This window comes from Yoonia sp. GPGPB17 (genome assembly GCF_037892195.1).
Taxonomy (GTDB): Bacteria; Pseudomonadota; Alphaproteobacteria; order Rhodobacterales; family Rhodobacteraceae; genus Yoonia.
Map to the genome: position 1 here is coordinate 1428841 of NZ_JATACI010000002.1, position 19781 is coordinate 1448621.

At 56.6% G+C, this 19781-nt stretch carries 21 protein-coding genes; 10 read left to right on the forward strand and 11 right to left on the reverse strand.

Translation table 11 applies throughout. The features are described from left to right. Positions 1 to 108: 108 nt before the first annotated feature. Genes QTO30_RS07710 through phnF form a run of 6 tightly spaced genes read right to left on the reverse strand, consistent with a single transcriptional unit; the run spans position 109 to position 4561 of the window. On the reverse strand, positions 109 to 897 hold the full coding sequence (locus QTO30_RS07710; RefSeq protein WP_340423594.1) for an ATP-binding cassette domain-containing protein: 789 nt from the start codon (positions 895 to 897) through the stop codon (positions 109 to 111). Further along, positions 894 to 1808 (reverse strand): alpha-D-ribose 1-methylphosphonate 5-phosphate C-P-lyase PhnJ, encoded by a 915-nt coding sequence (locus QTO30_RS07715; RefSeq protein ID WP_340423596.1) that lies wholly within the window; start codon positions 1806 to 1808, stop codon positions 894 to 896. The genes QTO30_RS07710 and QTO30_RS07715 overlap by 4 nt, the downstream gene beginning before the upstream one ends. Further along, entirely contained in the window at positions 1805 to 2869 is a 1065-nt protein-coding gene (locus QTO30_RS07720) for a carbon-phosphorus lyase complex subunit PhnI (RefSeq protein ID WP_340423598.1), read from the reverse strand. The genes QTO30_RS07715 and QTO30_RS07720 overlap by 4 nt, the downstream gene beginning before the upstream one ends. Then, positions 2869 to 3402 (reverse strand): phosphonate C-P lyase system protein PhnH, encoded by a 534-nt coding sequence (phnH, locus tag QTO30_RS07725; RefSeq protein WP_340423600.1) that lies wholly within the window; start codon positions 3400 to 3402, stop codon positions 2869 to 2871. Before phnH ends, QTO30_RS07720 begins: the two co-directional genes overlap by 1 nt. Further along, on the reverse strand, positions 3402 to 3842 hold the full coding sequence (locus tag QTO30_RS07730; RefSeq protein ID WP_340423602.1) for a phosphonate C-P lyase system protein PhnG: 441 nt from the start codon (positions 3840 to 3842) through the stop codon (positions 3402 to 3404). Before QTO30_RS07730 ends, phnH begins: the two co-directional genes overlap by 1 nt. Beyond that, the gene (gene phnF, locus QTO30_RS07735) at positions 3842 to 4561 is read right to left on the reverse strand and encodes a phosphonate metabolism transcriptional regulator PhnF (protein ID WP_340423604.1); all 720 of its coding nucleotides are present in this window, start codon (positions 4559 to 4561) and stop codon (positions 3842 to 3844) included. Before phnF ends, QTO30_RS07730 begins: the two co-directional genes overlap by 1 nt. A gap of 157 nt (positions 4562 to 4718) precedes the next feature. Here phnF and QTO30_RS07740 point away from each other — a divergent pair, with 157 nt between their 5' ends. From QTO30_RS07740 to QTO30_RS07780, 9 genes are all read left to right on the forward strand, one after another. Next, on the forward strand, positions 4719 to 5588 hold the full coding sequence (locus QTO30_RS07740; protein WP_340423606.1) for a PhnD/SsuA/transferrin family substrate-binding protein: 870 nt from the start codon (positions 4719 to 4721) through the stop codon (positions 5586 to 5588). A 122-nt stretch (positions 5589 to 5710) separates the two neighbouring features. Continuing rightward, entirely contained in the window at positions 5711 to 6397 is a 687-nt protein-coding gene (locus tag QTO30_RS07745) for a phosphonate ABC transporter ATP-binding protein (RefSeq protein WP_340425899.1), read from the forward strand. Then, on the forward strand, positions 6390 to 7196 hold the full coding sequence (gene phnE, locus QTO30_RS07750) for a phosphonate ABC transporter, permease protein PhnE (RefSeq protein WP_340423607.1): 807 nt from the start codon (positions 6390 to 6392) through the stop codon (positions 7194 to 7196). Before QTO30_RS07745 ends, phnE begins: the two co-directional genes overlap by 8 nt. Further along, entirely contained in the window at positions 7193 to 7837 is a 645-nt protein-coding gene (locus QTO30_RS07755) for a class I SAM-dependent methyltransferase (RefSeq protein ID WP_340423608.1), read from the forward strand. The genes phnE and QTO30_RS07755 overlap by 4 nt, the downstream gene beginning before the upstream one ends. Beyond that, entirely contained in the window at positions 7837 to 9048 is a 1212-nt protein-coding gene (locus QTO30_RS07760; RefSeq protein ID WP_340423610.1) for an alpha-D-ribose 1-methylphosphonate 5-triphosphate diphosphatase, read from the forward strand. Before QTO30_RS07755 ends, QTO30_RS07760 begins: the two co-directional genes overlap by 1 nt. 147 nt (positions 9049 to 9195) lie before the next feature. Continuing rightward, positions 9196 to 10284, forward strand: a complete 1089-nt coding sequence (locus QTO30_RS07765) for an MFS transporter (protein WP_340423612.1) — start codon at positions 9196 to 9198, stop codon at positions 10282 to 10284. Next, complete coding sequence (locus QTO30_RS07770; protein ID WP_340423614.1) at positions 10244 to 11059, forward strand: sugar phosphate isomerase/epimerase family protein; 816 nt, start codon at positions 10244 to 10246, stop codon at positions 11057 to 11059. The genes QTO30_RS07765 and QTO30_RS07770 overlap by 41 nt, the downstream gene beginning before the upstream one ends. A 356-nt stretch (positions 11060 to 11415) precedes the next feature. Further along, positions 11416 to 12612, forward strand: coding sequence for a tripartite tricarboxylate transporter substrate-binding protein (locus tag QTO30_RS07775; RefSeq protein ID WP_340423618.1), 1197 nt, complete (start codon positions 11416 to 11418; stop codon positions 12610 to 12612). A 113-nt stretch (positions 12613 to 12725) separates the two neighbouring features. Continuing rightward, a complete protein-coding gene (locus tag QTO30_RS07780; protein WP_340423620.1) occupies positions 12726 to 14192 on the forward strand; it encodes a multicopper oxidase domain-containing protein in 1467 nt (488 codons plus the stop codon). 327 nt (positions 14193 to 14519) lie between these two features. Here QTO30_RS07780 and QTO30_RS07785 read toward each other — a convergent pair whose 3' ends face one another. The 5 genes from QTO30_RS07785 to QTO30_RS07805 form a co-directional block, all read right to left on the reverse strand. Beyond that, complete coding sequence (locus tag QTO30_RS07785) at positions 14520 to 15671, reverse strand: sensor histidine kinase (RefSeq protein WP_340423621.1); 1152 nt, start codon at positions 15669 to 15671, stop codon at positions 14520 to 14522. 109 nt (positions 15672 to 15780) lie between these two features. Next, the gene (locus QTO30_RS07790; RefSeq protein ID WP_340423623.1) at positions 15781 to 16458 is read right to left on the reverse strand and encodes a response regulator transcription factor; all 678 of its coding nucleotides are present in this window, start codon (positions 16456 to 16458) and stop codon (positions 15781 to 15783) included. Beyond that, entirely contained in the window at positions 16439 to 17773 is a 1335-nt protein-coding gene (locus tag QTO30_RS07795; RefSeq protein WP_340423624.1) for a ferredoxin reductase family protein, read from the reverse strand. Before QTO30_RS07795 ends, QTO30_RS07790 begins: the two co-directional genes overlap by 20 nt. Before the next feature lie 234 nt (positions 17774 to 18007). Continuing rightward, positions 18008 to 18280, reverse strand: coding sequence for a DUF6525 family protein (locus QTO30_RS07800; RefSeq protein ID WP_340423625.1), 273 nt, complete (start codon positions 18278 to 18280; stop codon positions 18008 to 18010). Next, positions 18277 to 19125, reverse strand: a complete 849-nt coding sequence (locus QTO30_RS07805) for a DUF1826 domain-containing protein (RefSeq protein WP_340423626.1) — start codon at positions 19123 to 19125, stop codon at positions 18277 to 18279. Before QTO30_RS07805 ends, QTO30_RS07800 begins: the two co-directional genes overlap by 4 nt. Positions 19126 to 19236: 111 nt before the next feature. Between QTO30_RS07805 and QTO30_RS07810 the strand changes: the two genes are divergently transcribed. After that, entirely contained in the window at positions 19237 to 19641 is a 405-nt protein-coding gene (locus QTO30_RS07810; RefSeq protein ID WP_340423627.1) for an RrF2 family transcriptional regulator, read from the forward strand. Positions 19642 to 19781 lie beyond the last annotated feature (140 nt).

The window sequence follows — 19781 nt, forward strand, 5'->3', positions numbered from 1 at the left end:
GAAACTCACCCGCCCTCAGGCTGAAAGAGATGTCAGAGAAAGCCCCCATCTCTGCACCGAGGTGATGCATTGTGAAGCCTTTGGACAAGCTGCGAACATCTAGAACTGTCATAACTTTGCATGCACCAATTGTTGCGTGTAGGCGTGTTGTGGGTCTTGGAACACCTGATCAGCAAGCCCCTCTTCAACGACCTCCCCGCGCCGCATGACCATTACCCGGTCGGATAACGTACGGATGACGCCAAGGTCGTGGCTTACAATAATCATCGTGATCTGACGCTCTTGCTGGAGCCGTTTGAGCGTATCCAGAACCAGTGCTTGAACACTGACGTCGAGACCTGTTGTCGGTTCGTCCAGCAGCAAAAGGGCCGGTTCCAGCGCTATAGCCTTCGCCAGCTGAACGCGCTGCTGCATGCCACCCGAAAGCTCAATGGGGGGTGCATCCATCCGGTCAAGCGGGAACTCGGAGGCATCTAGCGCATCCCGTGCTTTTTCGCGCAACACTGCAAATCGCCGTTCGCCTGCGACAAGCAAGCGTTCCGCGACGTTGCCGGAGGAGGAATGCTTCATCAGCAACCCCAGATGCGGGTTCTGATAAACGATGCCAATCCGTGTGGCACACAGCATCCGGCAGGCGTAGCGGTCGAGATCGAAGAGGTTGCCCTGCACATCCGGCAGATCAAGGGTGTAGCTACCCTGATCGGGGTCTTCTTCAAGGTTGAGACAGCGCAGGAAGGTTGATTTGCCCGAGCCACTTTCTCCAACGATGCCCAGAACCTCACCGGGATAGACGGTGGCCGACACAGAGCGCAGAGCTGTGACATCACCATAGGATTTGCTGACATCGCGTGCGATCAGGAGCGGGCGGGTTTTGACAATGCGGGGTGCATCCATCATTGCGGCATCCTTCCCTCTTCATACCAGGTCGCGCCAATCGCCGTGCCTTCGCCATCGCGTTGGCGGATGGTTTTGACGCCGAGTTCGCTGTCCGACACTTCGTAGGTGGAGGAGCCGTCATCCTGGGGGATCTCATTCATAAAGTATCCTTTCGCGCCAGATCGTGTACAGGTCAGATCGCCGTGATCCTCGACACGGTACGGCACGTCGTCAAAGACCAGCGGCTCGACCCGGGCAAAGGGCGGCACCGCGTGAAGGCGCTTTTCACGACCGGCTGACAGGATCGTCAGGTGCTTGGCCATATGCATTTTCGGCACGTCCCAGCGTGGAATGGGTGACGGTGTCATCACGAAGCGTCCATGGACAAGGCTGGGGTAGCTCGCACCCTGCATGACACGGCCCGAACGCACAATCTGCTCATAAAGCTGGAGCCACATGCGGCCATAGTCCGCATCCGCATGCATCTGCCGGGCGATGGACATGTTGGGTTGTACGGGGCGGAGGGGCTCGGGGTTCGGCACCTGCAAAACCAACACCTGATCCTCGCGCAGCTTTTCTTCGGGGATGCGGTGACGGGACTGAATCAGGTCAGCCTTGAGCGTATCCATGGTGGTCGGCGCACCCGACACGCGCGACAGGAAGCGCCGGATAGACGCGGCATTCACGCTGTCATCGGCTCCTTGGTCAATGACCTTCACGGTGGTTTGCGGGTTAATCAGCGTGCAGGAGATTTGCAAACCGCCTGTCCCCCAGCCGCGCGCCATCGGCACTTCGCGGCTGGCATAAGGCATTTGGCAACCTGGCACAGCGATGGCCTTCAGTGTTTTGCGACGGATCTCACGTTTGGCCGAAGCATCAAGGAAGCCATAGGCCATCGGCTCCCATTCTTTTGTCAGGGATTTGATGCTCATTCCGCAGGCTCCGGTGCTTTGTCCTTGGCGACCTTTTTGGCCTTAGCATCGCGCATGGCATCAAGGCTCGATTGGAAGGTGACATAATGGGGTAGTTTGAAGTGGATGCAGAAACCAGAGCTTTCGACGCCTTCGGTGTGATAGAGGAAGAACTCTTCTTCCGTGGCCGATCCCTTTGCCGCACCTTCGCTGTTCACATCCAGCGTCGCGGCGGCAATCACTTTCACTTCGTTCCAGCCCATCGTGGCCGCAAAACCAAGCTCCAGCTGTGTGCCCTTCTTGTTCACGACTTCTGCTTGGCTCAGCTTCACACGACCCGCGCTGAAGGTCGTGCCACGTGGATGCTTCACCTTGATTTCGGCCTCCGCCAGCCGCAGTTCGTTGACTGTGGGATGTGCCTGTCCATAGCCGCGCTGTGCCGCGTAGCCGAGCGCGAGAACCCCGCCGGTCTCTGCACGGGCAAGGCTTTGGAGTGTATGCGCACGCTTGGCCGGGAAAAGCAGCGGCTCGCGCGTCACATCAGGTATGTCATTGCCGGTGGTTTGGTCGGGTTTCGCCGCGGTGAGCAAATCATTCTCCGCCTGCCAAGCAGCGACAGAGGGCTGATGCGCTGGCGATGGCCTTGCGGCGGGTGTGACTGGATCAGGGACATGCGTTTCACCTGACAAAACTTCTGTTGCCAATATACGGTGGGCGTAGTCCAGCGTCGGTCCAAGCACCTGACCGCCCGGAATGTCCTTGAAAGCGGCCGAAATCCGACGGTGCGTGAAAAGACCATCTTGCGTGACAGGGTCTGCAACAGCCAATCGTGGCTGTGTGGTCCGCCATGCACGCAACAGCAGCGTTGCCTCATATAGCTCGCCACCGGTCTGCGCGAGTGCTAATGCTGCGAGGTCTTCGTCATAAAGCGACGCTTCGCCCATAACGCGGTCGATCAGATAAGGCATTGCTTGGCGCAGTTCGTTGACACGCTCCGGCGTAATCGCCCCCATCTCTTCGCGATAAAGCCGCTGCGACTGTTCGATGGCGCGCTCGCCACCGCGGGTTGCGACATAGGCCATCAGAGCACCTCTATCTCGGTTGTACGTGGCAAGCCGATCACCTGATCGCCATCCACAAGAAAAATCTCAAACCCCATCGGGTAGCGCATAATCTGTTTTCGGGCCGTCCAAATAACGGGTGGGGCATCGAGATTGATCGTAATCTCGCCATCGACGCCCGGCCCTGTCAGACGTAGGCGCGTGTTGCCTTTAAAGCTGGCGGGCAAGACAAGCGTGGCACCCTCTTCAGGGTACATGTCAGAACCTTGCCGCAGTTGCCGCAGAAATGCGACGTTTGGAACGGACGTAAGAAACAGATGGTCCGCGCACTCGGCCGCGACCGGATGTGCACCAGTACTGGCCGCAACCGCGCGAAGTTCTTCACTGTCCGTATAGATCGCGCATTCCCGATCAATCAGCGTCAATATGATCCCTGCTTGGCCAGCCTGCGGTAACCCGCGCGCCCTACCCGGGCGTGAGAGCGCCCACATGAGCGCCTCATACGTCGCATTGGTTTGCGCTTCAAAATCGGATGGCGTTGGGTAATGGGTCATCAAAATGTCTCCATATCAACGCGCGTTGCCTCAACCCGGCGTAGCCTTTCGTGGTCTGCCGCTTGCTGGGCTTGTTGCTCGGAAGCGATGAAGGTGGCACAGTCGGCATGCGCCACACCGGCGGCGACCGCCACGTCCACCAGTGCCATGGCCATCGCAGCCTCAAGATCACGTCCACGACGCATGCCGTAACCCTCCTGACCGCTGGCCGTGATCCGCGCTTCACTCACCAGAACTTCGCCCAGATGAAAATTCGTGCCCTGAGCGGTGTCCTGTATTGGTAGCATCACAAGACCGGTCCGGTTTTCCAGCACACCAATCGTGTCCAGTTGCGCAATCAACGGTTCCGCAAACGCCTTCAACCTCGCGGTATCTGCTTTCGCCAGAACATCAAGCAAAACCTCGTGCGGGAAATCGGCGAGCATTTGTGGGGGTGCCATCAGTCTTCCTCGGTGTTTGGAATGGTAAATTTGACGCGGGCGGCAGACCAGATGACCTGGCTGAAAGCGATGGGCGCGCCATCGGGCAATGTATCGACAGCGCGCACGACAATTACTGGCATCTCAGAATGCTGACGCAGTTGCTGCGCCTCTTTTGGTCGCGCCGGGCGGGCATGGATCTGGGTGCTACCGCGCAAATAGTCTTCGATCCCGTAGGAGCGGTATACCGCACTCACTGAACCCAAGGCTTGTCGACGTTCGGGAAAGTCAGGAAAGCGCGCCGCGTTATGATAGATGGTGCCGAAAGCAACCGGCACACCATCCGCGCGGGTTATCCGGCTTGTCGCGACAACGGGCGCACCGACATCGACCTTCAGATGACCCGCGACCCGTTTGGACGCCGTCGTCCGCTCAATGCCGAGGCTTTCGCCAGAGACATCTACGCCCTGAGCACCAAGGTTCTGGCGCAAACGCGTGCGCGCACCGATGGTGTATTCCAGCAAGGTATGCCGCTGGACGAATGTTCCTCGCCCCTGTTCGACGCTTAGGAAACCGTCCTTTGCTAGCTCTGCAACCGCGCGTCGTACCGTATGCCGCCCAGCGCCATAGGTGGCGACCATCTCCGGCTCGGTAGGCAGTTTTACCCCAGGCTGCATGACACCGTCCATAATGTCTCGCTCAATCTCCGCGCGTATGTCGCGCCACTTATCTCGTTTCATTTTGATTCATCCGGATGAATTTTATCTACCGCTGCTCTGTGACAGTGCTGTGTCAATCACGGTGCATCTGCAAACGTCACAAATGTTTCATGAAAGCTTTGTGGAACTGCCATACCTTAAAATGATTCATTCGAACGAATTTTCAATGGAGGCTGTCATGAAATTCAAATCTGTTGTTCTTGGGCTCGGGCTTGCATCCGCCACTGCGGCCGCATCCTTTGCCGATACGTGGTCCATCGCCGTCACTGATGTTGAAGGGATGGAACGTTTGCAAATCGAATGGGGACCATTCAAAGAGGCGCTCGAAGAAGCAACCGGCGAAACTTTTGAGTTCTTCGCTGTGAATTCGCGTACGGCCGCCGCCGAGGCACTGCGCGGCGAAACCGTTGACTTCGTGGTCTCGGGCCCGGCTGAATATGTCGTCATCAACAAGCTGACAGACGCGACACCGCTCATTGGCCTTGGCCGACCGGACTATCACTGCGCGATCATCACGCGCGCAGACAGCGGCATCAACACGATGCAGGATCTGGTGGGCAAAACTGTCGCTTTTGGTGATATCGGTTCCACGTCTAACATGCTGTGCCCGATGCAGGTGCTGGCCGATCATGGCGTTGACCCTGTCAGCGACATCGAAAAGATCCACACAAGCCGCAACATCGCACATGAAGCACTTAAAAACGGTGACGTCGATGCCATTGGCTCCAACGCCGGTAGCTGGCTGAACGTGCGCAACGCTGAGACTGATCTTCCTTACGGCTTCTTCAAGATGATCGGCCGTTCCGGCGACCTGCCCAACGACATGATCATGGTGGGTGCCCATGTGCCTGCGGAAGCCGCCGCTCTGGTGCAAACATCTATCCTTGAAAACAAGGACATGATCATCGCTGGCATCACAGCGCATGAAGAAAACGACAAATACGTCGGCATGGACCTCGTCGCAATTGAGGACAGCGCTTATGACTACGTGCGGTCCATGTACTCAAACGCTGGCTACCCTCAGTTCGACAACTTCATCGGTGACTGATACGCTCGAAAAAACGATCACGCCGCAAAGCGCGATCTCACGCAACCGGGGGGACATTCCTCCCGGTTGCACCTGTAGACATTGAGGCGAAAGGTATCGCGAAGTCCTTTGGTGAGACGCCCATATTTGCTGATGTCAGCTTTCGCCTTGCACGGAGTGAAGCAGTTGCACTCGTTGGGGCCAATGGCACGGGCAAATCGACCTTGCTGCGCTGCCTGATGGGCCTGATCCCTGTGACAACAGGCCAAGTGGTTCTGCTCGAACAAGACACGACCGGCCTTGAAGGCAAAGCGATCCGTGCCTTGCGCGCACGCATTGGCCTTGTTTCGCAAAAGCACAACCTCGTCCCGCGCCTGAATGTGTTGTCAAATGTTTGCCACGGTCTTTTGGGCCGTTATCCGGGTGTCCGGCACTGGAGCCATGTTCTAGCCCCGGCACCCTCGCGTGATGCAGCCATGGCCGCTTTAGAGAAGGTCGGTTTGAGCGCCTTAGCAATGCGTCGTGCGGATCGTTTGTCTGGCGGTCAATCCCAGCGCGTCGCTATCGCTCGCGCGATTGTGGGCAACCCCGAAATTCTGATCGCAGATGAGCCCTGCGCCTCGCTCGACCCGGCTGCGGGCGAAGACGTGATGGAGCTCTTCTTTCAACTCGCGCGAGAGGAAGGCGTCACAGTTGTTTTTACCTCGCACAACATTGAACACGCATTGCGCTACGGTGACCGTGTGCTCGGTATTGCGGACGGTGCGTTGCGTTTGGACGCAACCGCAGCATCGCTCAACGCCTCAGATCTGAGGGGGCTTTATGACTAATCTCACCATACCCGCGCGCTACGAACGGCCCTCTGCATTTGCTTTCATAGGTTATTTGCTGGGCCTGACAGTCATTGTGTGGTGTCTGGCTGGTGCCGGGTTTTCGCTGGAGAGGATGGCGACCGCCCCGCCTCGTTTCGCCGATTTCCTTGAACGCGCCTTCCCGCCCAACATCGACCCGCAAACGCTCGTCCGGCTTGGGTGGAAAATGGTGGAGACCTTGCAGATAGCGGTCGCTGGGGCGGTGATCGGTGTTATTCTCGCGATCCCCATCGCACTGCTTGCCGCGCGCGGGCTCGTTGCGGGGGTCTGGGTGAACCAGGTTGTCCGCAATATCCTGAGTTTCATCCGAGCCGTGCCCGACATTGCTTGGGCGCTGGTATTTGTGGTGGCTGTCGGTCTCGGCCCTTTTGCCGGGATGCTGGCCATCGCCGTGGACACCATCGGTTTCTGCGGACGGTTCTTCGCCGACGACATGGAAGGGACAGACAAAGGCCCCGCCGAGAGCCTGGCCGCAACCGGCGCGCGCAAGATTGACGTGGTCGCTTGTGCCACGATCCCCGCCGCAATGCCTGCGTTCATTTCCACATCTCTTTTTTCATTGGAGAAAGCCGTGCGGTCTTCCACGATCCTGGGCCTTGTGGGCGCAGGCGGGATCGGGATCGAACTGAAGGTTGGGTTTGACCTCTTCGACTATCCCACCGCCATGACCGTCATCCTGATGATTGCTGTCGTCGTGATCATTATCGAGCAACTTAGCGGCTTTGTCCGCACAAAGATTATCGGAGAACAGCGTTGAAGACCGATACCGCAGACGTCCACTGGAGCGAACAATGGGCGAATATCACATCCGGCAGCAAATGGCTGACACCTGAACAGGACGTTATCAACTGGGCAGAGGCCTTCGCGCCCGGTTCCGAGGTACTGGACCTTGGCGCTGGCGTCGGGCGGCATGCTCTGTGGTTGGCTGAGAAAGGTCATACCGTCACGGCTTTGGACGCGGCACCCGAGGGACTCGCGGAGATTGAGAAGTTCAACAGCGTCGCGACCAAGCTGGGACGCATGGATGAACTGCCCTTCGATGATACAAGCTTTGATCATATCGTCAGCTGGAATGTCATCTATCACGGTGATGAAGAAATCGTCTCGCGCACGATTTCCGAGATCAAACGCGTGCTTAAACCCGGCGGAACCTACCTCGGAACAATGCTCTCCAAACGGCGTTTGCCGCATGAGCAGGCCAAGCACAGCGGGCGCGAGATCAGCAATAATTCTTGGGTCTTTGATGCGCCAGGGACTGACAAGATCCACCCGCATTTCTTTTGCAACGCGGTCGAGTTGCTGACGCTTTTTTCTGGCTTTGAAGTGTTAAACCTGAAAGATCAGGAGCATGACAAGCCCGGTTCGTACCACTGGCACGTGACGCTGGAACGGCTCTGATGACAGTCACATTTGAAGGCGCGACAGTATATTTGCCCGGGCAAATCGCCGAGGCGAGTGTCACAGTGGCAGACGGTAAGATCGCTGAGATCGGTGCACAAACGCAAGGTGAGGTGATCGACGCTACGGGTCTGATCCTTGCGCCCGCCTTGGTTGACGTCCACGGCGATGCGTTTGAACGGCAGCTGATGCCGCGCCCTAATACGTACTTCCCAACGGATGTGGCCGTACTGGACACCGACAGGCAACTTGCAGCCAACGGCATTGCAACAGCTTATCATGCGATCACTTTAGGGTGGGAGCCGGGATTACGCGCGGTGGAACGTGGCCGTGCGCTGATCCAAGCACTGATTGACCTTGCGCCACGCTTGACTGTGGAGAACCGCGTCCAACTACGGTGGGAGACGTTCTCTTTCGATGAAGCGTTCGAGACGATCAAATGGGCGCTTCAAGCGCCGCTAACGCCATCTATCGCGTTCAACGACCACACATCCATGACCATGCGTGCCTTTGATACCTCGATGCAAGATCGTGCGTTTGAACATAGTCCGGACTTTACAACCGCCTCACTCGATGATGATCGCCTGCGCCAACGAACAGCAGGGCATGCAAAGCGGTCTGGCATGGATGAGGACAGCTACCTCGCCCTTTTGCGCAAGGTTTGGGACCGGCGCGGCGACGTGCCTGACACCATTGCGCAGGTCGCAGAGGCGGGCAAAACCGCTGGCGCTCCGATGCTGAGCCACGATGACACCCGTGCCGAGACCCGTGCTTATTTTCGCAGTCTGGGCGCCACGGCGGCCGAATTCCCAATGGTGATCGAGGCCGCAGAGGCCGCACGGGCCAATGGGGACACCATCATCTTTGGCGCGCCGAACGGGGCGCGAGGCGGCAGCCACATCGGTTCGCTTGGGGTAGGCGACATGGTTGAGGCTGGCCTCTGTGATGCGCTGGCCTCTGACTATTTTTATCCCTCTATGCTGGCCGCGGTAGCGAAGATGGATCTAGAGAAGCGGGCGGATCGGAGCACGCTTTGGTCGCTCGTCTCGGATGGCCCTGCCCGGTCTATGGGGCTGACAGACCGGGGTCATTTAGTGACTGGCAAGCGCGCGGACCTTGTGCTGGTAGATTGGCCAGAGGGGGGCACACCGGCCGTCCAAGGCACTTGGGTGGCGGGCCGCTGCGCCTATCAGGGAACGCCCTTGGGGTGAGCATCTGGCCGCTCAATCCCGACTACCGCCCAGCTATCGCGCTTGGGATTACGCAGGTCGTGGGGTATGGTGCGCTCTACTACGCCTACGCCATCCTGCTGCCGGAAATGGCCGACGATCTCGGGCTCAGCCTGACTGCAATTTTCGGTGTGTTGTCGCTCGGCCTTTTTTTTGGGGGGTGCGATGGCACCTCTGGCAGGATGGTTGACCGATCAGTATGGCGGCCGGGCCGTGATGACCGTCGGTTCCACAGTCGCTGGTGTCGCACTAGTTCTGATGTCTTTCGTGACTGGGCCTTATGGCCTCTTCTTCGCGTTGCTACTGGCCGAAGTGGCCGCGATGTGTGTCCTCTACAATGTGGCTTTCGCTGCCGTCGCCCGGCTTGATCTGGCGGTTCCGACGCAACGTTCCATCTCTATCATCACGCTTTTTGGGGGCATTGCCTCAACAATTTTCTGGCCGCTCACGCTGTGGCTCTACACCCGCTACGGGTGGGAAGCATCATGGGTCGTTCTCGGCATTACGACCCTGATAATCTCAGTATCCCTTCACTTCTATGGGCTGCGCGGCCCATTGCGAGACCTCGATGCGCCGAAAGAGGCAGCGCAGTCCGACTGGCCCGAACTAAGAGGTCCGGCACGCAAGCGCGGTATGCTCTGGATGGTGATTTCCTTCCTCTTCTCCGGCTACCTGATTGGAGCCGTGATGACACTCTGGGTGACCAACGTGCAAGATCTGGGGCATTCCGCAGCGCTTGCCGCTATCGCGGGTGCTGTCATCGGTCCCTTCAAGACAGTTGGTCGGTTCTTCGAGATGTTACTGGCGCGGAACATGTATCCACTTGTCACCTACATTCTGGCAATGAGTCTGATGATGGCCGGTTTCATGACCCTGCTTGTCATAGGATTTACCATTCCCGGCATCATGCTGGCCGCCGCCCTCTATGGGATGGGTGATGGGATCAAAACCATCGCGCGCGGCACGTTGCCTCTCGCGCTTTTTGGGTCACGCGGCTATGGCGCGCGGCTGGGTTGGATTTCCTTTCTTTCAATGGGCGTGAATGCCTCAGCGCCATTTGTTTTTGCATGGCTCACGCAGGCCTTTGGCGGCTGGTGGAGTTTCTTTGTCATGACCCTTTGCTTGTCTGTTGCAATCGCAACATATGCCCTGATCCCGGACCCAAGGTGGATACAGAATGACCCCACTCAGGATCGGTGCCTGCCTAACGGCTCTTGAGATCGATCAGCATCGTGATTGGCTCTTTGACGCTGAACGCGACATCGAAATTCAGGGTTTCTCCAGTCATGCGTCACTGACCTCGGAGTTTGAGGATCGCGTGGCCGCCACCATCAAGGCTCTCAAAGGGCATAAAGGACGTGTCGGCATGCACGGCCCCTTTGACGGGCTCGATATGGACAACAAGGACCCTGAGTTGCGCACACTGATCACCGCGCGGTTTCTCAAGGCATTGGAAGCCGCCGATCGAATTGGCGCAAGGCAGATGGTAATGCACTCGCCTTATGACCTTTGGTATGAAAACAACATCCACAACTATCCGGGCTACGCCGACAAGGTGTTGGCGCGCATCCACATGACCATGCAACCGGTGGTGAACAAGGCCGAGGAATTGGGTATCACGCTGGTGATTGAGAACATTCTAGACGTTGATCCATCCCGCCGCCGCGAAATGGTAGGCAGCTTCTGCTCCAAAGCGATCGCCGTCTCAATTGACACCGGTCACGCACATTTGGCGCGCCGCATGTCAGGTGCGCCGCCCGTTGACTATTTTGTGCGCGACGCGGGCCACCATTTGCGCCACATCCACCTGCAAGATCTGGACGGCCACGCCGACCGACATTGGGCGCCGGGCGACGGCGAGATTCATTGGCGAAGCGTTTTCGAGGCTCTCGCTGATTGCAACAGCGCGCCTCATCTCGTGCTAGAACTACGCAACAAAGCTGACATTCCCCGAGGCTTCAGTTACCTGCAGGGGCTTGGTCTGGTAGCGTAACGTGGTTCATCGCTGATACGAAGTAAGATAGCTGCCTGTCACCTGTCACCAATCGGAGTGCCAAACTAAGCGTGCCGATCATGGTGGCTTCGCGACCAAAGCGACAGAAAACAACTACGCTTTGACAATGCGGGCCGTCGCGCTGCGTATAGGTGTCGTGCAGTGCAGACCAATAGTGCAACGCTTTCCAACATATGCAGCTGTTGCGCTTAAGCAGCAGGATCAAAAAGAAACTGTCAGGCCGCTAGTATCCGTCATTCTAGACTTACAAAACTGTAAGCCTGCCGAAAGAATGGGGCAAGAGTTGCACCTCATATCCGAAGCGTAAGGACATGATTTTTCGGATAGGACCTCCAATGGCACAATTCAGTCTTAAAACTTGGACCGCAACGCTTTGCCTACTCAGCGGTACCGCACTGGCGCAGACAGCCGACGGACCGTCCCCAATAACTAAAGATGACGCCATCGCCATTGCCCTTGCGGCCCAGCGCGGCACAGTCGAGGAAGCGGAGCTTGACCAGTTTGAAGGCAAACCCGCCTATGACGTCGAAGTCGTAAACGCGGCGGGCGACGAGATCGAATTCAAGATTGATGCCCAAACAGGGGCAATTTTAAACATCTGGACAGATGATGACCCCTCAGACGACCCAAGCGGGGCAGATACCGCGGTTTTCGACACAGCAACCTTTCTGATCCCGGGCTCTCCTGGTGGCGGTTGGGACACAGCGACACGGATGATTGGACAGGTGTTTTCCTCATCTGGTGTCATTGAAGACGTGGTTTTTGAAAACCGGGATGGCAACAACGGTGGCGTCGGCCTGACCTATATGGTCGAGAATGCTGCGAACCTACAAAACACGTTGATGCTGAACACCCATCAGATTGTTGCGCGCTCGCTGAATGGCACCTATTCGGACAGTTTTTCTGATCTGATCCCCGTGGCTGCGCCAATTGGAGGGTTCGTTGCTTTCATTGTCCATTCGGAAAGCGACCTTCAATCGATGGCTGATCTGGTAAATGGGCATGCAGACGACAGTTTTGCAATTGGTGGAGGTTCCGAAACCGGTGGCATTGATCACCTCGTCTCCGTGATGGCCATGCAAGCTGCCGGTATCGACCCAACCTTCGATTACGTTACCTTTGATGCACCTGCCCCCGCGTTTACGGCATTGATGTCGGGGGATATTACGGCGATCGCGACCGATTTTTCACGGGCGCTGGCGCTTGCGCAACAAGGGAACATACGCATCTTGGGCGTTACCGCTGGCAAAGAAAGCACACTACCTGCTGGCGTTCAGACACTCCACGAGCAAGGCATCGCGATGGAATTTGTGACCTGGAACGGTTTTTTTGCACCGCCAATGACAGGTCCTGCTCAGATCGCAGAATTCCAGGCCGCCTTTTCAGCGTTGTATGAAACCGAAGAATGGCAAGCCGCTATAGCCGACAAGGGTTGGATTGAGCACAGGCATGACAGTGGCGCATTTGCAGCCCTTTTGGCCCAGCAAGAAGCTGACGTTCGCGCCGCCTTGAACGCCCTAGAGATGAATTGATCGATGCGTCCATCGATTTGGTCGCGAAACTTAGGGCTGCTCCATCGCCTTGCACAACTTCGAGCCAGGTCCACGATAAACTGTCTCAAACCTACCTCAAGAGGAAACTAAACATGAACCGTCGTCAACTTTTGATCGGAAGCACCGCAACAGCCGCGTTCGCCGGATCGATGGCATCTCCCCAGGCATCGACGCGCCCACTGCGTTTGATCCCAATGACCGATCTGACCGGCGGCATCAACGAACGGATCAACCTGTCCCTGAACACCGCATCCCATGACTTTGGAACCAGCGTTGCAAGCCAGACATTTGGGATCAACCATAGCTATCTCGGGCCGGTACTTCGCGTGAAGCAGGGCCAGACATTGCCCTTTAACGTCACCAACAATATCGGTGATGTCTCAACGATCCATTGGCATGGGTTGCATATTCCCGGCGATGTCGATGGTGGTCCGCATCAGGAAATAGAAGACGGCGCTGTTTGGTCTCCCGACGTTCCAGTTGTGCAGCGCGCGTCGATGAACTGGTTTCACTCTCACATGCATGGAAAGACCGCCCAACAGACCTATAATGGGCTGGCGGGAGTCCTTCTTGTGGAAGATGATTCAAGTCTGGATGCTGACTTGCCAAAGACCTATGGCGTGGACGACTTTACGCTGATCCTGCAGGACAAAACGTTCGATGCGACTGGCCGCATGACCTACGCACTGTCAGCCGAAGTTTTCGAGGACGGCTTTCAGGGAGACACGATTGTCGTCAATGGGGTCATTGCACCAGTGGCACAGTCGGTTCCAACCGGTTTGGTGCGACTTCGCATCCTCAATGCCTGCAACGCGCGGTTTCTGGAACTCTCAATGCAAACGGGGCCTGTAACTGTGATCGCCTCAGATGGTGGCTTTCTGTCATCACCCGTTGAGGCAGAGAGCATATTGATGTCACCGGGCGAACGATACGAAGTCCTCATCGACATGGGCATAGTTGGAACCAATGCGCTCAACGTCAATTGGGGCGAGGACGCAGAGGGGTTCTTTGCCAACCTTTTTGGAGGAAATCCGACCACAACCGCACTTGTACTCAACCGCAGCGCAGATCAGGGTTTCACCGGTGCGATACCGACTCAATTGGCAAATCTGTCCCCGCCAAATCGGTCGGATGCAACGGTTACGCGTTCATTTGAACTGCAAATGGACGTCGGCGCTGATCTTGCTGCGCTTGCAATGGCTTGGGATAATTTTTGCGGGAACGCAAACGCGATGGCGATCAACGGCCAACCGATGAAAATGGACCGGATTGATGAGACGGTCCGCAAAGGAGACACCGAGATCTGGCGCATCTCTGTCGATGACATGCTGCATCCGTTCCATATACACGGGTGTTCCTTCCGGATTCTCAGTCAAAGCGGCGCGACACCTCCGTCCTATGCACAAGGTTGGAAAGACATGGTTCACGTCGAAGAAGGTTGGTCTGAAGTACTTGTCCGGTTCGACTATGATGCACCGGACGCAGCACCTTACATGTACCACTGCCACATTCTAGAGCATGAAGACTGCGGGATGATGGGGCAATTCACGGTCGGCTAGACAAACCAGTGTCTGATCGCAGTTATGCAGCACGGCAATGGAAAACAATCTGGAACTCACAAAAACATCACCCGTGGCTTATGATCGGTCAGGCGCCCGTCATTGGTCCGCCAATACCCAAATCCCAGGATCATTCCCGCCAAAGTGATCCGCGCGCCTTTATGGTGTGGCTCCGTGCAAAGCTGCTTTCGCTTGGCACATGAAGTGACTTAGGATTTTCCATGCTGGCAGATCCATGCGTTGATGCCGAACTTACTGTGATTTGAGGGAAACTTCCCCATCGCATGGCCTCAGTCATTGACCACCCTTCAGCTATGAACGCACGAACTAGTGCAACTTCGGAAACTGTATTGTGACGCGCATTCCATGGCCATTGGGGCCATCAGACAGCGCAAGATCAGCGCTGTGAAGTTCAGCTATGGCGCGCACGAGCGATAGTCCAAGACCCACACCTTCGCCCTGACGGGTTGTTTCGCCCTGATGAAGCGGCTGCAAGACGTTTTCTCGCTCCGCAAAGGGAATACCCGGGCCTTCGTCGCTGACAATCACGCGGGGTCCATGCACCCTTATGGTGATGGTTTGGTGGCTCGCACCATGACGCAAGGCGTTCTGGATCAGATTGGCCAAAAGTTGCACAAGCATGTCATGATCGCCCCAAACGGCCAAAGGGTCCACACACTCAACGACAAGCGATTGCGCGGCGTCCTCAATGACGGGACCGAAGATTTCCGCGACCTCCGCAACAAGGGCATCCAAATGCACAATATTGAAGGCGTCGCGGCCAGCCCCACTTTCAATCCGTGCCAAGCGAAGAAGTGCCTCAAAAGTACCCGTTATCCGATCAATTTGTCCTAGAGCAGCCTCCAACGTTTCCGGAGTGACAGGGCGACCGTAATCAATGGCCTCAGTCATGCTGCTCTCAAGTTGCGCGCGCAGGCGGGCCAGAGGTGTCCGCAGGTCGTGTGCAATGTTCGAGGATTGCACACGCATCTGCATCATTGCGTTTTCAAGTCGCGCAGTCGTTGCGTCAATGCGGGCTGCTAGCAAGCTAAGGTCGTCATTGCCATCAAGCATGATCCGGGTTGCCAGATCTCCCCGTGCAACAGCGGCAAGACCCACATTCACCTTATTCAACCGTGCTTGGCTGCGCCGTGCCATCCAAAGTCCGACGACGGCCATCACAATAAGGGTGGCGAAAAGGCTGACCATCATCCCGCCAGCGAGCAAGTCTCGCAACTCTTCCTGAAGCTCTACGTCCTCTCCCAACCGCAAGCGACCCTGCGATGTTGTTTGCAACAAATAACGCATCTCGGTTTGCGTGCCATCTGCGTCACGCGTCTGAAATCCGTCGCGGCGTGCGCTGTCTACAAAATCAGCAGTATCACCGTTGTTAAGCGGCGGAAGGGGTTGATCCGCCGCCAGCGCAGCGATGGCCGCTTCCATCCGTTCGATCAGCCGTGCATCAACACTTCTGGTCATTTCACTTTTTACCAGAATGTAAGTTCCGCCCCAAGCCGACAACGAAATGATCCAGAAAAGCGTCAGAAGCCAAAGTGCTTGTCGCACTGCCGACAGGCGCATTAGATCGCTAGATCGGCTCAAATACATAGCCCGTGCCGCGAATATTGCGTATCAGAATGTCGCCAAAAGGTTTCTCGATCTTGCCGCGCAACCGGCTGATATGTGTTTCAACGACACTTGTCGTGGGATCAAAGCTCATGTCCCACACCCGTTCCAAAAGCATGGTACGCGTCTGCACGCGCCCTTTTGATCGCAAGAACACTTCTAGTAAAAGGAACTCTTTGGGATTGAGGTCAATAATCTGGCCCTGCCGGTGGCAGGTTCTTTTGTGCAGGTCAATCGTAACATCGCCCGCGCTGAGTATTGCAGTCTGGTCTTCTGACGCGCCCGGCCTACGCGCCAACACCTCTATGCGTGCGATCAGTTCGCTAAACGCAAAGGGTTTGACAAGGTAATCATCACCACCGGCGCGCAGGCCAGCCACGCGATCATCAACCTCACCAAGGGCTGTTAGAAAAATCGCTGGCGCGGTCACTTTTGCCTGCCGCAGAGACTTAAGGACCGAAAGACCGTCCAATCCAGGCACCATTCGGTCAAGCACCAGCACATCATAGCTTTGACTCATTGCCGCGACCAATGCGTCCTTGCCATCGGCAAACAAATCCACCACATGCCCCGCTTCGCGTAACCCCTTTGCAGTCCAAGGCCCAAGCGACACGTCATCTTCAAGAACCAACAGGCGCATTTGCCGTACTCACTTTTGTTTTTGTCCAAATACGGGCCCGGTCCAAAGCTGGCTTTCCGATATAGATCAAGTCGGACAAGCTATAGGCGCCGCGAAAGTCAAAGCGTTCACTGTGAATGGCACCGCTCTTACCAAGTGTTTTCCACGCAACCTCAACCAGTAATTTCAAACCTTCCGGACCACAAAGATAGGCTTCGGCCTGTGCATCCATTCCGCGCATGATCTCGGTCAGGCTGGTTGCAATGGGAACATCACCTTCAGCTTCGTTTACGACAGTCAGGGCAAGCTGCGGCAGTCGCACTGCGTGCTGTTCAACGGTAGCGATTGCTCCGGCAGAGTCTCTTGAACGGATGCAATAGATCAATGTGACACGGGCATTGCTGTCGGGTTGCAACTGTTCCAGTGCAGCAAGGAACGGGGTAATGCCCACGCCGCCAGCAACCCAGAGCTGCTCGGTTCTGCCTGCGTGAAATTGCGGCAAGAAACGACCGACACCACCGCCGATCCTGAACGTGTCCCCCTTTGCAACGGTTTGAACAACCGCATCGGTCCAATCCCCGGCGGAACGGATCACGAAGCGGCGGGTCCATTCGTCACCGCCAGCGATTGTAAAAGGGTGCGCCTCTGCGCGGGCGCGATTATGGGCAAGAGTTGCAAACTGACCAGGCCGATAGGGAGGCAAAGGAACATCTGAGGTCAGCGTTAGATCGACACCACCATCAAAGGCCGCCACGCGTGTCACTGTCGCCAGCCGCGTCGGCATCCGCTTGCGCAGAAGCGTTTGCATCCATGCGATCATGCCAACCAAGGACACAAATGCCATCAAAGTCCAAGGGGCGGCACCAACGGCCAGCGGACTTGCAACAAAGAACGTGTGATATGCCGCAAAAAGGAAGATCGGCCCCATCAGCATATGGCTGAGTTTCCACAGATGGTACGGAATGGCGCGCACCATAGCCGCGGCGGTCATCATAATCAGCCCAAGTGCTGCGATTGTCCCGACCTCCTCGCCACTTTCTGCCAGAACGGGCAAGACACCTGCCCCTACCGACGAAGCCATAGCCCAGTGCCCAAGCGCGCCACTCAGCGCAAAAAAGCCAAGCCAGCGATGGGCCGTATATGATTTGTCAGGCCCGCCCATAAACTGATCTACGAGCCGCCACCTGGCAGCCAGGATGAGCGATAGCGCCATTGAGGACATCGAAAGTGCGCCCAAACCAGCAGGAAGAATGGTGGCCATGGGTACAAAAGGGGCAACAAAACCGATATGGAACACGACGAATGTCGCGGCGCAGAATACAATGGATCTGGGCATGTAGGGCTCCTTCAGGCGATGTTCGCTGATATGCCCCGCGATCTTCACAACCGCATGTTCTGGAATTTACAAAATTGTAAATCTGGCACGAATTGCGACGCAGAGACGCGCCACAACCGGTTTTTCCGCCCGGATAAACAGGCGTGGCCAACCAACCAAGTTTCTAGATCCTAAGCCAATTGCATCGCCGTTTCGCTACTGTCGCAGATCACTGATTACGAAATGCGTGTCTGTTCAGGTCTTAGGTGGCCATTGATTGCAAACCGCATGTCGGTCACGTGCCAGCGTGCGCGCCTCTGCCTTTGACAGAACCAATAATGCCTCGTCAGGGCTGAGGCCCTTTGCGCACGCGCGGTTCCACAAACGACGCGCAGAATTTGGTGACCATGGCAATGACGCCTGCGCCAGCCAGCGGCGCAGGGGTAAGGGTAACGCGTCATAGCTGCGCATGGGATCGGCAGATCGACGTTTCCGACGAAGTGACGTCGCACCAAGATTACGGGTCATATCTCATCTTCTCGATTGTCGACTGCATCCAGTACAAGGACGAGCCGTGTCTGGCCCGTACCCTCAATGGGTGGAGAACGGTGAAGCAGGCCAGAGGCCGGTATTTCCGGCCATAATGTGCCCCGCAAAAGGATCGGCGCGCCCGTTGCTACGGAAAAGACACGCGCTGGATCTCTCTCACCGGACGAAGTCCCGTATTGCGTCCCCTGACCGCGGTAGGTGCAAATAAGGCGTGCCGTGACAACGTCGGTATGGAACCTGCGGCAGGCATTCGACGTCACAGGCTGCAAACGAAGACGCAGATAAGGCGTTTGGACGAGCTTGGTGAAGAGATCAGCAAGTGCGGCAATGTCGCCAATCAACTGTTCGCGTTCGGGGCATGTTGGGGTACCGGCAATATCGCAAAGCGCCGCTACTGCCTCCCCTATGGCGCCGGGGCGCCGCACCATGCGCCCTTTCGGCAACATCGCCGGACTTAGACCATCAATCCAGTTTTGGAAATCTAGTACGGGTTGTCTGCGCCAGATGGCCGCCGCGCAGTCGGGCTTGAGGAGCGCGCTCAAGTCTTCCGGTTTATCCGCGATGGTGACGCCGACCGCAACAGCGGTGCGCAGTTCATCACGCGAGATACAACCGTTGGACATCTCTAGAAACGTCTCAGCTGTCCCGTTCGGCTCGGCGTCAACCTGCACAACTCCAGCATCACGGTTCACCTCGAACATGCCGTCGGCGATTTCTGCAACATGGGGCTTTTCGCGGTTATTGTGCACGCGTTTCAGTAGGGTAGTTTTTCCAGCACCTGAAAACCCTGAAGGTACCGTGACGGGACACCGGGCATCTGGCATATAATGCTCCAAAATTGATCTGATATCTCATATCTCACGCAACTTACGTAGTTACCCTACCGAAGCAACTACAAAAGTTACATATGATATCTGTTTGGAGAAAAATCGTAAATGAAACGGAACTCTCGTCTTTCTCTTGCCCTGCACACCCTCAGTCATATGGCGGGGAGCCCTGATCGTGTGCGCACCTCCTCTGACATTGCAGAGCATGCAGGAACCAACCCTGTCGTCGTGCGCCGTGTTCTGGGCAAGTTGAGGGAAGCGGGCCTGCTTACGTCGGAAAAAGGCCACGCCGGTGGTTGGCGGTTGGCGCGCGCGCCGCAGGATATCACCCTTGCGGATGTCTACCTTGCCTTAGAAGAACGGATGGTCGCGACAGATGACACAAGCGAAGCATCGTCCTGTTCCGTCGAACACGCGCTACATGAACGCGTTTCAAGTGTTCTTGAGGAGATTGAAGAAAACCTGGTCCGGCGACTGGGTGAAACGTCAATCGCCGAGGTACGCGGCACCTGATAATGGTCGTCATTCGGGTACAGGTAGGGCACATCCACAGGTTTGGACATCTGCAAAGCTAGCCCCCTACCCCGCAGATGTCGAACTGTTCCGCCATGGCGTGACCATAACCGTTCAAATCGCAATTGACCTAAATGGTT